Origin of the sequence: Paraburkholderia caledonica NBRC 102488 (assembly GCF_000685095.1) — a bacterium.
GTDB lineage: Bacteria > Pseudomonadota > Gammaproteobacteria > Burkholderiales > Burkholderiaceae > Paraburkholderia > Paraburkholderia caledonica.
In genome coordinates this window covers 33,231-47,096 of sequence record NZ_BAYE01000009.1, presented here as the reverse complement: position 1 = coordinate 47,096, position 13,866 = coordinate 33,231, and the positions used below count along the sequence as shown (strand labels likewise).

Sequence of the window (13,866 nt, the reverse complement as noted above, 5' to 3'; positions counted from 1 at the left end):
GCGTTAGAACTTGTGCCTCAGCGCAACCCGCACGGCGACCTGCGTGCTCGTCGACGAAGGCGCCTGCACACCCGGAATAAACGCGTTGTCGAGAATCGAATGGGTCGAGTCTCCCGTGACCTTCTGGTACTCGCCCTGCACATACACGTCTGTGCGTTTGGAGAGGTTGTAGTCCGCCATCAGTCCGACCGAGTGGATTTTCGGCTTCACGCTGCCTGACGATGCATCGTAGTTCTCGATCGTGTACACGTACTGAGCACCGACGAAAAATGCGGGCGTGAACTGATATTTGCCGTTCACTTCGAAGTTCTGATACTTGAGCGTGTTCAATTCGACGCCCGGCGCCGCGACCGGAACGCCGATATAGCCATTGCCGGTCGGGCTCTTATACGTGGAGTTCGTATAAGCGAAGCCGACGGTCGCCGGGCCGAATGTATAGCCGATGCCGCCGCCGAAAACGCGCATGCGTGCGGCGATAAAGCTCGCGTCGTTCGCGGTGATCGCGCCTGTCGCTCCCATGCCGGGATTGTTTGCCTGCAAATAGGCCGCCGCGATCAGCAGACCGCCGGTTGCATACTGGGCGCCAAAGCTGTACGCGCGGTTATTGGCGAAGTTGGTGTCGTTGCTGAAGCTGTAGACGCCCCCGAACTGCAGGCCCGCTATGTCGGGGCTCGTGTACTTCACGCTGTTGCCTAGCCGGAACGAGTTGTCGGTGTTGTCGTTGTCGTATGGATGCGCGAACAGGTAGCCGGCCCAGTTGCCGTTAGCCGTGGTCTGCGCGAGGTAATCCACAACCGAATCGTACTGGCGGCCGAACGTGAGCGTGCCGAAGCGGCTGTCGCTCAATCCCACATATGCCTGGCGTCCGAACATGCGGCCACCCTGACCGAGCCGCCCCGAGTTCACGTCGAAGCCGTTTTCCAGCTGAAACACGGCTTTCATGCCGCCGCCCAGATCCTCTGACCCCTTCAGGCCCCAACGGCTGCCCTGCGCGTAGCCGCTTGCCATTTCCCACACTGCGCCGTGCCCGGCGTTGTTCGTGTAGTCGAGGCCTTCGTCGAGCACGCCATAGAGCGTCACGCTGCTTTGTGCGAACGCGCACGGAGCGGCCAGTGACGCAAGGGCTGCGAGCGCACTGAGGGTAGCGGTGGCGGACAAGGTCTTTTTTATCATCGAGAGCTCCAGACGTTGGTAATGAGCGGCGTGTGGCCGAGGCTCGGCGCGGCCGCTGCTTTTTGGCGAAGCCCGGATTCTGCAATTCGTGAGCCGGTTCTCGAATGAGGCACATCCCTGGATAAACGTGATTTTTTCGAATGTTTGTCCCGCGAATTATTCGCTTGTGGCCGGTCATGACCCAGACAAAAATTCCGTCCATGCACTTTCGCATGTAGCCGGATATGACTGGCCATGCGCTTCCAGCACAGCAAGAAGAAGGAGACAAACATGCGACTCGACCGGAACTTTGCCAATGGCCGTTTCCTCGAACCCGCCGCCGGTTCTGCCGATCACGAATTGATCGCCGTCTACAACCCCGCCACCGAAGCGCTGATTGCGCACGTCACGGCCGCGAGCCACGCCGACGTCATTGCAGCAGTGGACGCCGCGGCGGTCGCCCAGAAGGCGTGGCGCAAGCTGCCTTCCACGGAGCGGGGCGCGTATCTGCATAAGCTCGCCGACGCGTTGACCGAATGCGCGCCGGACATTGGCGCCGCGCTTGCGCTGGAGTCGGGCAAGAGCGTCGCCGACGCAACCAGCGAAGCCGTCTACGCCGGTCAGATCACGCGTTACCACGCAGAGTGGGCACGCCGCATCGAAGGCGAGGTGATTCCAAGCGATTCGCCCGATGAAAACCTCGTGCTGCATCGGGAGCCCATCGGCGTGGTCGCGTGCCTGATTCCGTTCAACTATCCGGTCTATACGTTCATGCGCAAGGTGGCGCCTGCGCTGATCGCCGGCAACACGGTGGTTGTTCGCCCGAGCAACAACACGCCGACCTCCGCATTCGAAATCGCGAAGGCAGTCGAGAAGGCCGGCCTGCCCGCGGGCGTCGTCAATATTCTGGCCATGAACCATGCGACTGCCGAGGCGCTTTGCACGCATCCCAGGATCGGCATGATCACGCTGACGGGCAGCGTCGGCGCGGGCCGCAAGGTGCTCGAGTACTGCAAGGAGAACATCGCCAAGCCGTCGCTCGAACTGGGCGGCAAGACGCCCGCCATCATCGAGGCCGATGCCGATCTCGAAAGAGCCGCGCGTGAACTGGTCGCCTCGAAGACCACGCATTGCGGGCAGCTTTGCACGGCGATCGAACGTGTCTACGTGCACGAAAGCGTGCACGACCGCTTCGTCGCGCTGCTCAAGCGCCACATGAGCGCGGTCGAATTCGGCGACCGCAGCGAGCAACCTTCGCTGATGGGTCCGCTCGTGAATGAAGCGTCGCGTCAGTCGATCCACGCGATGGTCGAGCGGGCGATTGCAGCGGGCGCCACGCTGGAGACGGGCGGCGAGCTCCCTGCGTCGGCCGGGCGCAAAGGCTTTTTCTATCCTGCCACGCTGCTGTCGAACTGCCGTCAGGACATGGAGATCGTGCAGGAAGAGACCTTCGGTCCGGTCATGCCGGTCGTTAAATACCGGACGCTCGATGAAGCGCTCGACATGGCCAACGACCACCAGTTCGGCTTGTCCTCAGTGCTCTACACCGAGAACTACCGCAACGCGATGAAAGTCGCCAACGGTATCGAGGCCGGCGAACTCTATGTGAACCGCACGCCGGCCGATCCGTATCAGGGCTTCCATGCTGGCTGGAAGCGCTCGGGGCTCGGCGGCGACGACGGCAAGCACGGCATGCTCGAATTCACGCAGACCCGTCTCGTCGTCATGAAGTACTAAGGTCGAACCGGCGCGCGCCGCGCCGCGCATAGCAGTCCGCAAGGCACGGCGTGCGTTTGCCTTGCTTCGTCCAGAGACAGCGAAGCGCTGCCTCTCATAACAAAACATATTGGAGACGCACAGGCCGCTCAGTCGGCGCTGTGCCTGTCAGGAGGCTCACGTGTCATCTCAACCCGTTCAATCGTCTTCGACCCCGGCTGCGCTCGCGTTAGGCGAGATGGAAGCCGGCATGAAAGCCGACGAGCAAGCCGCGCTGCAACAAACAAAGGGGCGCCGCTATACGCAGCTGATGTTGCTGGTGCTCGCCGCCGGCGCGATCTATCCGATTCTGTATCTGCGGCAGGTCTATCAGCCGACCATGCTGGAAGTGTTCCATATCACCGATAGCCAGCTCGGCTATCTGTACTCGTCGCTCGGTACCATCTTCTTGCTGAGCTACCTGCCGAGCGGCTGGCTCGCGGATCGCATCGCGCCACGCATGCTGATCTGTTTCTCACTGATCGCAACCGGTGCGCTCGGGCTGTGGTATTCGAGCGCGCCGTCGTTTCCTATGCTGATGTTGATCTTCGGCGGCTGGGGTCTGTCGACCGGCCTCACCTTCTGGGCGGCCGTCATCAAGCGCGTCACGATGATTGCCGGCACGAACGAGCAAGGCCGCTTCTTCGGCCTGCTCGACGGCGGGCGCGGTCTCATCGAAGCGATGCTCGCAACGATCGCGATCACGCTGTTCGCGTGGGCCACGCAGACGAAAGGCGAGACGGTCGCAGCCGGCTTCCGAATGGTCGTCTACATGTACGCGTTCCTGTGCATCGCACTCGGCGTCGTGCTCGTGCTCGTGAAGGATCCGCAAGGCGAGCAGGGTCCCCGCGCCGACGCCGCGATTCGCGCAGCGCGTCAGCGCAGCAACGTGCTCGCCGATCTCGCAACGCTCGCGAAAATTCCCGAACTGTGGCTCGTCGCAGCCATTGTGTTCTGCGGCTACCAGGTGTTCTGGGCGACCTATAGCTTTTCTGCCTATCTGCACGAAGGCGATATTGGCCTCACGGTCGTAATGGCCGGCACGATCACCACCCTGAAGCTGTGGATGCGACCCATCGGCGGCATTGGCGGCGGCTTTCTCGGCGATCGTTATTCGAAGGTGTCCGTGCTGGTTATCGCGCTCTTCCTCGCCGCGCTGTCGCTGGTCGGACTGATGGCCGCACCGCGTATTTCGAGCCATGTGCTGCTGGTCTTTCTCGTGCTGTTCATCGGCATCCTGACCTACGCGATTCGCGGGCTTTACTGGTCGCTGCTGGATCGCTGCAACATTCCGGTTTCCACGATGGGCCTTGCAATCGGTCTCATCTCCGTACTTGGCTATTCGCCCGATGTGTTTCTGCCGCTCATCAACGGATACCTGACGCAGACGTTCCCGGGCGTATTCGGCTATCAGCTGTACTTCGGCTATGTGGCCGCGATGGCGGCGCTCGGCGGTTTCGCCGGACTCGCGCTAAGAAGCATGCTCAACAGGAAAGAGGTTGCGTAAATGAAAGTTGTCTCGCTCGAAACGCATGTCGTTGCCGTACCGCCGCCGCACGTCGGCGGCATGTACTGGATCTTTGTCAAGCTGAAGACCGATTGCGGCATTGAAGGCGTCGGCGAAATCTATTCGACCACGTTCCATCCGAACGCAATGACGCATATCGTGGACGATGTTTTTTCCCGCTACCTGCTCGATCACGATCCGCATCATATCGAGCGGCTCTGGCGCGAAGCGTATTCGAGCGGTTTCACGCAACGTCCCGACCTGACGATGATGGGCGTGGTGAGCGGCCTCGAAATGGCGTGCTGGGACATCATCTGCAAGGCCGCAGGCAAGCCGGTTTACGAGTTGCTCGGCGGCATGGTCAATCCGCGCCTGCGTTCGTACACGTACCTGTACCCGAAGAACAGCCGCGGCGAATACGACTACGACGATCCCGACCTCGCCGCCGAATGCGCCGCCGAGAATGTGAAGCGCGGCTTCACGGCGGTGAAGTTCGATCCTGCGGGGCCGTACACGGCTTACTCGGGGCATCAACTGTCCATGGAAGTGCTCGACCGTTGCGAGACGTTCTGCCGCCGCGTGCGTGAAGCGGTGGGCAGCAAGGCTGATCTGCTGTTCGGCACGCATGGGCAGATGGTGCCCTCATCGGCGATCCGGCTTGCGAAGCGCCTCGAAAAATACGATCCGCTCTGGTTCGAAGAGCCGGTGCCGCCGGGTCAGGAAGACGCGATGGCGCAAGTCGCGCGGCACACGAGCATTCCAGTCGCAGCGGGCGAGCGCCTTACTACGAAATATGAGTTCTTCAAGCTGCTGCAAGCGGGTGCTGCGTCTATTCTGCAATTGAACGTGGCGCGCGTGGGCGGCCTCCTCGAAGCGAAGAAGGTTGCTGCACTTGCCGAGGTGTACTACGCGCAGATCGCGCCGCATCTGTACAACGGTCCGATCGGCGCGGCGGCGAGCATTCAGCTGGCAGCATGCACGCCGAACTTCCTGATCCAGGAAAGCATCGGCACATGGGACGGTTTTCACGCCGCCGTGCTAAAGAAACCGCTTCAGTGGGAAGACGGCTACATCATTCCGTCGCGCGAGCCTGGCCTCGGCGTCGAACTGAACATGGAAGTGGTCGCGCAGCACACGCCATATACGGGCGAGCGCCTGCACCTGCAAATGGCCGCGCAACCCGCCGACGTGAAAGATCTCGCGCCGGCCAAGGGCTGAACGCCGCGCGGCCTTCTACAAGCATTCAATGGATTGAGCGCCACTCTGGCGACATAGCATGAACTACGACTACATCATCGTCGGCGCCGGGTCGGCGGGCTGCATTCTCGCCAATCGCCTGTCGGCGTCGGGCGAATACTCGGTGCTGCTGCTGGAGGCGGGCGGCAAGGACAGCTCGTTCTGGTTCAAGGTTCCGGTGGGTTTCACGAAGACGTATTACAACGAAACCTACAACTGGATGTACTACAGCGAGCCGGAAAAGGAGCTCGATAACCGGCCTATCTATTGCCCGCGCGGCAAGGTGCAGGGCGGCTCCGGTTCGATCAACGCGATGATCTACGTGCGCGGCCAACCGCACGATTTCGACGATTGGGCGGCAGCCGGAAATCCAGGCTGGGCATTCCGCGATGTCCTGCCGTATTTCCGCAAGCTCGAATCGCATCCGCTCGGCGACACCGAATATCACGGCGCTGATGGCCCAATCCGCATTTCGCCGATGAAAGACGCCGTGCATCCGATCTGTCATGTGTTCCTGAAGGGCTGCGATCAGGCAGGCTACCGGCGCAGCGACGACTTCAACGGTGCACAGTTCGAAGGTGCCGGTATTTACGATGTCAACACGCGCAACGGCCAACGCTCGTCGAGCAGTTTCGAGTATCTGCATCCGGCGCTCGCGCGCAAGAATCTCACGGTCGAACACAATGTGTTGGCCAATCGTGTCCTTTTCGAGGGCAAGCACCGCGCTATCGGCGTGAGCGTCACGCAGAATGGCGTTGCCCGACGTTTCATGGCGAAGCGAGAGGTCATTCTCGCAGCCGGCGCGGTCGATTCGCCGAAGCTGCTGCAACTGTCCGGCCTCGGCGATAGCGCACTGCTCGCGAAACACGGCATTACGACGATCAACGAATTGCCCGCGGTCGGCCGGAATTTGCAAGACCATCTGTGCGTGAGCTTCTATTACCGTGCGAACGTGAAGACGCTGAACGACGAACTGCGGCCGCTGCTCGGCAAACTGAAGCTCGGGTTGCAATATCTGCTCACGCGCAAGGGGCCGCTTGCGATGAGCGTGAATCAGTCGGGCGGTTTCTTCAGGGGCAGCGAGCGCGAGGCGCAGCCTAATCTGCAGCTTTACTTCAATCCGCTGTCGTACCGCATTCCGAAGAGCAACAAGGCGAATCTGGAGCCGGAACCGTATTCGGGTTTCCTGCTTGCATTCAATCCTTGCCGGCCGACGAGCCGCGGCTCGATCGAAATCGCGTCGAACCGTGCGGAAGACGCCGCGAAAATCCGCCTGAACGCACTGACCACGCAAAAGGATATCGACGAGGTGATCCAGGGCTGCGAGCTCGTGCGCAAGGTGATGGCATCGCCCGCATTAAAGAAAATCACGGTCGAGGAAATCTCGCCGGGGCCGCAGGTGGCAAGTCGTGAAAGCTTTCTGCAGTACTTTCGCGAGCAGTCCGGCTCGATCTATCACTTGTGCGGCTCTTGCGCGATGGGCAATGATCCGCGCACGTCCGTGGTGGATGCGCGCTTGCGCGTGCATGGCGTTGCCGGATTGCGCGTAGTCGACGCGTCGGTCTTTCCGAACATCACCTCCGGCAATATCAATGCGCCCACAATGATGGTCGCGGAGAAGGGCGCCGACATGATTCTCGAGGACGCTGCCGCGCACGCCGCGCGCGAGCCTCATGTGGCCGAGTTCGCCACCGCCGCCTGATGCTCGTTGGCCCTTCAGAAAGGTGCTTGAAACGCCGCGCCGGTCAGTCGACCGGTGCGGCTTTTTCCTATCTGCACTATTCTCGCCGTCGCCACCATCCACGGCGCGGCTATCACGATACGTCGCCCAACGGCACCGCCTCGGACGACTCGAAAGCCCGTTCACCGAGCCAGATCTCCTGCTGCAGCCAGTTGCGAAACAGCGTGACGTGCGGCAGCTCGTCCTGTCCCGCACGCGTGACGAGCCAGTACGACTGGTGGCCGTCGACGTGCACGTTCAACACTTGCACCAGCTGGCCTTCGGCGAGTTCGCGCCCGATCATGTTGCGGTCTGCAATGGTCACGCCGAGCCCGTCGATGGCCGCGTGAATCGCGTGGTCGAGCAGATCGAATTCATAACCGCCGCGCGTATCCACGTTCTCGATACCGGCGGCTTTCAGCCAGTGTTGCCAGGTCAGGTAACGCTGATCCGCGCTGGCGAGCACATGCAGCAGCGTGAGCTCGTTGAGGTCGATAGCGGCGCGGCCAGCCTGCCGTGCAAGCAATGACGGCGCGCAGACAGCGATATGCCGTTCGTTCATCAACAGACGATTGTCGAAACCTTCCCACTCGCCGTTGCCGAAGCGGATTGCGCAGTCGAGCACGCCTGACTCCGCGAGTTTGTCGTCGAGACGCGTGGACAGGCTCAGTTCGAGGTGCGGTTGCGCGTCGCGCAGACGGCCGAGGCGCGGCATCAGCCAGCGGCTCGTGAAGGTGGGCGGTGCGTTGATGCGCAGGCGGTTGCGATGCGTCTTCTCCTGCAGGCTGCGTACCGTGAGTTCGATACGGTCGAACGATTGCTGCAGCGCTTGCAGAAGCACGCGGCCGGCCGCCGAAAGCTCCAGATGGTGATGATGGCGTTGCAACAGCGTCTCGCCAATCTGCGCCTCCAGTTGGCGCACTTGCCGGCTCACGGCGCTTTGCGTGACATTCAACAGTTCCGCGGCGCGTGTAAAGCTGCCCGTGCGGCCAGCCACTTCAAAGGCTTTGAGCGCATTCAGCGCGGGCATTTTGCGTTTCAAGGTGTTCGACCGGAGAAGGAGGCGCGCGAGTGCGCGCTATGCCCGGCATTCTAGCGTTTGGGTGCGCGAAGCGATGCAGGCGGCATAGGGGGTTTTCGCCGGCTTCCCGGCCGAGCGCGCAGAACGTGGCCGGAGTGCGGACGATTCGTCCAACCGTTAAGCGGCCACGTGAACCCGGGTTTTACTGGAAAAGTTAATCCGCCGTCCGCCGATCCGCCAGCGCCTTCTCGCAGTCCGCAAGAACCTGCCGTACGAGCCGGGCTTGCGGGTCAAGTTCGTCGGTGTCCAGGATTTCTTCGACGGCGTCGCGCGCCCAGTCGGTGTCGACAAAGCGCGCGTGGCGTCGCGCAATCTCCAGCGCGGTCGCCGATAACTTCGCAATGGAAAGCCAGTCGGCCTCGCGCGCGCGCCGGTCGAGCCATTTGTGGGCGGCCTGTACGTGGAACGCCGCGTCGGGCCAGTCCTCGTTGAGGTAATAAGCGCCGAGACTGCCGCATGTGAGCCAGCACAACAGCTCCAGGCGGTCTCGCGGACTCAGATGGTGGCGTACATCACTCATGGCGACGCTCGCTGCGGTAAAGTGCTTTCCGGGGGAGGCGGCGTGCGGCCGTCCTCCGCATTTATTAACAATATCACGCAGAATTCACCAGCGGCAATTCCCGGGCGTACCCTGGCGCACGCGGCAAACGCGACACGGTGCCCGCGCCGGCGCTGCACGAGCAGCGGAAAATCCCGCGACGCGCTAACGTAGCCTTGCTTCCCGACCACCGCATCCGACGTCCTATGCTGCAAATCCTCGGCAAGACCTCATCCATCAACGTGCGCAAGGTGCTGTGGACCTGCGCCGAACTCGGCCTCGCGTTCGAGCAGGAAGATTGGGGCGCGGGATTCCGCCCGACCAACGACCCGCAGTTTCTCGCGCTCAATCCAAACGCAATGGTTCCCGTCATCAAGGACGGCGACTTCGTACTGTGGGAATCCAACTCGATCATCCGCTACCTCGCCGGCCGCTACCGGGATCGCGGCGAGTCGCTATATCCCGCCGACCCGTGCGAGCGCGCGGCATGCGACCAGTGGATCGACTGGCAGGCGAGCGAACTGAACCGCTCGTGGAGTTACGCGTTCCTCGCGCTCGTGCGGCACTCGCCCGCGCATGGCGACGCGCAGCAGATCGAGTCGTCGCGGGCGAACTGGGCGAAGCACATGGCGATCGTCGAAGGGCAGTTGCAGCGAACCGGCGCGTTCATCGCGGGCAACGCGTTCTCGCTCGCGGACATTCCGATCGCGCTGTCGATCAACCGTTGGCTCGAAACGCCGATTGAGCACGACGATCTACCCGCCGTCGCCGCTTATATGACGCGTCTCGCGGAACGAGACGGTTATCGCGAATACTGCCGCAACGGCACGCCGTAAATGCGGTAGTGATCAGAGAAGTAGAACAGAGGAAGAAGACCAACCGGACAAACGACGCGGGGCCGCAACGGCCCCGCTACACACACAGAGACACGACCGCGGCCGCGACCGCTCAAACCTGCACGAGCCGCGGAATCTGCACGTCCGGATTGACGTCGGCCTCGTAATCGACACCTGCGATCTCGAAACCGAAAAGACGCAGAAAATCCGTCTTGTAGCCGCTGAAATCGGTAAGTTCGTAGATGTTGTCGTTCGTGACCTTGTCCCACAGCGCCTGAACCTCGTTTTGCACGTCGGGGGCCAGTTCCTTGTAGTCCGCGCGCAAGCGTCCTTCGTCGTCGATGTGCGGCGCCGAACCGTACAGACTCTCTTTGTAGAGCCCGTAGACCTGCTCGATGCAGCCCTCGTGCGTGCCTTTTGCCTTCATCACCTTGAAGAGCAGCGACAGGTAGAGCGGCATCATCGGAATCGCGGAACTTGCTTGCGTGACGACCGCCTTCAGCACCGAGACGCGCGCGTCGCCGCCTTTGGCCGAGAGCTTCTCGCGAATGCCGAGCACTTTCTGGTCGAGGTCTTTCTTGGCCGCGCCAATCGAGCCGTTCCAGTAGATATCGTGCGTAATTTTTTCGCCGAGGTAGGTGAACGCGGTCGTCTTCGCGCCGTCTGCGAGCACCCCGGCTTCCAGCAGCGCGTCGATCCACATTTGCCAGTCTTCGCCGCCCATGACCGCGACCGTATGATCGATTTCGGTTTGCGTGGCGGGTTCGAGCACGGTTTCCTTGATGACTTCCTTGTCCGTGTCGATTCCGCGCAGCTTGACCGCCTTGCCGACCGGCTTCAACGTGGAGTTGAACACTTCGCCGGTTTTCGGATGCGTGCGCTTGGGCGCGGCGAGGCTGTACACGACGAGATCGACCTGACCGAGATCGCGCTTGATGACCTCGATCGTGCGTGCCTTTACTTCGTCCGAAAATGCGTCGCCGTTGATGCTCGTCGCGTACAGGCCTTCTGCGTTCGCGAATTTCTCGAATGCCGCGCTGTTGTACCAGCCGGCCGTGCCGGCCTTGGTTTCGCTGCCGCCGCGCTCGAAGAACACGCCGAGCGTGTCCGCGCCGCTGCCGAACGCCGCGGTGATGCGCGCGGCAAGTCCGTAACCCGTGGATGCGCCGATCACGAGGACCTTTTTGGGACCGTTGGCGATGGGACCGCGTGCCTTGACGTATTCGATCTGTTCCTTGACGTTGGCCTCGCAGCCCGTCGGATGGGTGGTGACGCAGATGAAGCCACGCACGCGCGGTTTGATGATCATGAAGCACCTCTTGTCGGAATTGGCGACATTATAGTGGCCCGCGCGGCTCCTGGCGTGGCGCGCGGGATCGGTCAAGGGGAGCGCCGGGCGGACCGCCATGCACGCCGGAAATCGGGCGGCTCCGCACATCTTGGTACGATTCAGCCTTTTCCAGCAGACGGTAGCCCGTGTGAAGCGTTTTATTTCCCTGATTCTGGAGACCCTCGACCGAGGTCTGACCCGCGCGAACCCGCTCGTGACCGGGGCGTTGCGGCACCTGCGCCATCCGACCCGCCGCGGCGTGCTGAGGGCCTGCGCGGCGCTTCCGCTGTTGTTCGTGCTGTATGTGCTGCTCCTGATTCCGTTCACGCCGGGCATCGGCGATATTCGCAAGGCCAAGATCGAGCAGCCCGCGCGCATTCTCTCGGCCGACGGCAAGCTGCTCGCCGAGTTCAAGCCGTCCAACCGCGAGTGGGTCAAGCTCAAGGACATCTCGCCGAATGTGGTCAATGCGCTGATCGCCACCGAAGATCATCGCTTCTATGAGCATTTCGGGCTGGACTGGCGGCGCACGGCATCGGCCGCGCTGCATACGTTTTCGGGCGACCGGCAGGGCGGCTCGACGATCACGCAGCAACTCGCTCGCAATCTCTATCCGGACGAAATCGGCCGTGCGCCGACGCTGACGCGCAAGCTGAAGGAGGCGATCACCGCCTTCAAGATCGAGGCGCTCTATACGAAGGACGAGATCCTCGAAACGTACCTGAACACGGTGCCGTTTCTCTACAACGCGTATGGCATCGAGATGGCGGCGCGCACGTATTTCGACAAGTCGGCGTCGGACCTGAACGTGCTCGAAAGCTCGACGCTCGCGGGCATGCTGAAGGGCAATAGCTACTACAACCCGGTGCTCAACCCGGAGCGCGCATTGCAGCGGCGCAATACGGTGCTTGCGCAAATGGTGAAGTTCGGCAAGCTCACGCCCGCCGCGTTCGAGACGCTCAGAAAACGTCCGCTGCGAATCGACTTCGAGCGGCAGACGGAGCCGCCGGGACCCGCGCCGCACTTCGCGCAGCAACTGCGCAAGTGGCTCGCGGCGTGGGCCGACCGCAACGACTACAACATTTATTCTGACGGCCTCGTGGTGCGCACCACGATCGATTCGCGCCTGCAGACCATGGCCACCCAGGCGGTGATCCTGCAGGGCAACCAGTTGCAAGGCATTGCCAATGCGGCATGGGGCAGCCGCGCCGGTTGTTCGAACGGCAAGGAACTGCTCGCAACCTTCCTGCGCGAAACGCCGGACTTTCGCGCCGCGAAAGACATGGGCCTGACCGACGACGATGCGCTCAAGCGCGTGTCGTCCGACCGCAACCTCGTGCAGTCGCTCTGCGAATCCAAGACCCGCGTGCAGGCCGATTTTCTCGCGATGGACCCGCGCAACGGCCAGATCAGGGCGTGGGTCGGCAGCCGCGACTTCAGCCAGGATCCGTTCGACCATGTGCAGCAGGCGCGCCGTCAGCCTGGCTCGACGTTCAAGCCGTTTGTCTACGCGGCCGCCTTCGAGGCGGGTGCGAAGCCGACCGACACGCTCGTCGATCAGCCGGTCGAAATACAGCTCGCGGGCGGAGAAGTCTGGCGTCCGAGCGACGAAGACGAGCCGAGCGAGCGGGCGATCACGCTGCGCGACGGGCTCGCATATTCGCGCAACCGCATCACCGCGCAACTGATGCAAACGGTCGGCCCGAACAAGGTCGCGCGGCTCGCCCGCGCCATGGGCGTGCGCGACAGCCCGCTCGACGCCGTGCCGTCGCTCGCGCTCGGCACGAGCCCCGTCACGCTGAAAGAGATGGTCTCGGCGTACGGAACGATTGCCAACCTCGGCGGATACGTGGAGCCGGTGATGGTCACGCGCATCGAGGACCGCAACGGCGAAGTGCTCGCCGACTTCGCGCCGGCGCAGCCGCAACAGGAACTGCCCGCGGACGCAGCCCGCACGCTCGTCGACGTGATGCGCGACGTCGTGAACCGCGGCACCGGATCGGCGATACGCGGACGCTTCGGCGTGCGCGGCGACGTAGCCGGCAAGACCGGCACGACGCAGGGCAACGCAGACGGCTGGTTCATCCTGATTCATCCGCAACTCGTGGCCGGCGCGTGGGTCGGTTTCAACGACAGCCGCGTGACGTTGCGCAGCGACTACTGGGGACAGGGCGCGCACAGCGCGTTGCCGATCGTCGGCGACTTCTTCCAGCGCGCGCAGCGCTCGAAGCTGGTCGACACACGCGTGAGGTTCGCCACCGAGCAGCAGCCGGGCTGGTTCGCCGAGCGTTCCGAGCGGCTGCGGGAATGGTTCCAGCATCTTTTTCCGTCGTCGGCGGTGAAGTCTCAGACGGCCGTGACGGCTCGCAACACCACGCGGCGTGCGCCTGTGGCGACGGCTTCGCCGGGGGCGGCGGCTGAAGGTGCGAGCGCCGAGGCTGCCGCGAGTGCAGCAGCAGCCGCCAGCGCGGAATCGCGGGCGTTACCGCCGCTTCTTTCCACGCCCGGCGACGCAACGGCTTCCGGTTCGGTAACGACTTCGGTGCTCGGCAGCGAGCCCGTCCACGGCGACGCGCAGGGCGCCGGCGCGGCGGCATTGGCGCCCACGCCCACGCCGGACGACGTCGTGCCGCCGGACGCCGTGGGCACCGGAAGTCAGGCTGGCGCCGCGAACGGCTCGCCGTGACCGCGACCGGGCGAGGGACGACGGG

General features: G+C 62.8%; 10 protein-coding genes. 6 read left to right on the top strand and 4 right to left on the bottom strand.

Features of this window, described 5'->3' with window-relative positions:
• Positions 1–3 precede the first annotated feature (3 nt).
• Positions 4–1,173 carry a porin gene (locus BCA01S_RS19230; RefSeq protein ID WP_156955066.1) on the bottom strand — a complete coding sequence of 390 codons (1,170 nt, stop codon included), beginning with the start codon at positions 1,171–1,173 and terminating at the stop codon, positions 4–6.
• A gap of 270 nt (positions 1,174–1,443) precedes the next feature.
• On the opposite strand from BCA01S_RS19230, the gene aldA reads away from it, so the two are divergent.
• From aldA to BCA01S_RS19210, 4 genes are all read left to right on the top strand, one after another.
• Positions 1,444–2,889 carry an aldehyde dehydrogenase gene (gene aldA, locus BCA01S_RS19225; RefSeq protein ID WP_027778310.1) on the top strand — a complete coding sequence of 482 codons (1,446 nt, stop codon included), beginning with the start codon at positions 1,444–1,446 and terminating at the stop codon, positions 2,887–2,889.
• Between the two features lie 217 nt (positions 2,890–3,106).
• On the top strand, positions 3,107–4,414 hold the full coding sequence (locus BCA01S_RS19220) for an MFS transporter (protein ID WP_156955069.1): 1,308 nt from the start codon (positions 3,107–3,109) through the stop codon (positions 4,412–4,414).
• Positions 4,415–5,632 carry a mandelate racemase/muconate lactonizing enzyme family protein gene (locus tag BCA01S_RS19215; protein ID WP_027778308.1) on the top strand — a complete coding sequence of 406 codons (1,218 nt, stop codon included), beginning with the start codon at positions 4,415–4,417 and terminating at the stop codon, positions 5,630–5,632.
• Positions 5,633–5,690: 58 nt separating this feature from the next.
• On the top strand, positions 5,691–7,352 hold the full coding sequence (locus BCA01S_RS19210) for a GMC family oxidoreductase (protein ID WP_027778307.1): 1,662 nt from the start codon (positions 5,691–5,693) through the stop codon (positions 7,350–7,352).
• Positions 7,353–7,464: 112 nt separating this feature from the next.
• Here the strand turns inward: BCA01S_RS19210 and BCA01S_RS19205 are convergent, their stop codons facing one another.
• Positions 7,465–8,400, bottom strand: a complete 936-nt coding sequence (locus tag BCA01S_RS19205; protein WP_027778306.1) for a LysR substrate-binding domain-containing protein — start codon at positions 8,398–8,400, stop codon at positions 7,465–7,467.
• Between the two features lie 205 nt (positions 8,401–8,605).
• Positions 8,606–8,971: a hypothetical protein gene (locus tag BCA01S_RS19200; RefSeq protein WP_020065989.1), complete on the bottom strand. Its 366-nt coding sequence runs from the start codon at positions 8,969–8,971 to the stop codon at positions 8,606–8,608.
• A gap of 224 nt (positions 8,972–9,195) precedes the next feature.
• Between BCA01S_RS19200 and BCA01S_RS19195 the strand changes: the two genes are divergently transcribed.
• Entirely contained in the window at positions 9,196–9,825 is a 630-nt protein-coding gene (locus BCA01S_RS19195; RefSeq protein ID WP_027778305.1) for a glutathione S-transferase family protein, read from the top strand.
• Between the two features lie 112 nt (positions 9,826–9,937).
• On the opposite strand, the gene fabV is transcribed toward BCA01S_RS19195, so the two are convergent.
• Positions 9,938–11,134 (bottom strand): enoyl-ACP reductase FabV, encoded by a 1,197-nt coding sequence (fabV, locus tag BCA01S_RS19190; protein WP_027778304.1) that lies wholly within the window; start codon positions 11,132–11,134, stop codon positions 9,938–9,940.
• Positions 11,135–11,303: 169 nt separating this feature from the next.
• On the opposite strand from fabV, the gene BCA01S_RS19185 reads away from it, so the two are divergent.
• Entirely contained in the window at positions 11,304–13,841 is a 2,538-nt protein-coding gene (locus tag BCA01S_RS19185) for a penicillin-binding protein 1A (RefSeq protein WP_027778303.1), read from the top strand.
• The last annotated feature ends 25 nt before the right edge of the window (positions 13,842–13,866 follow it).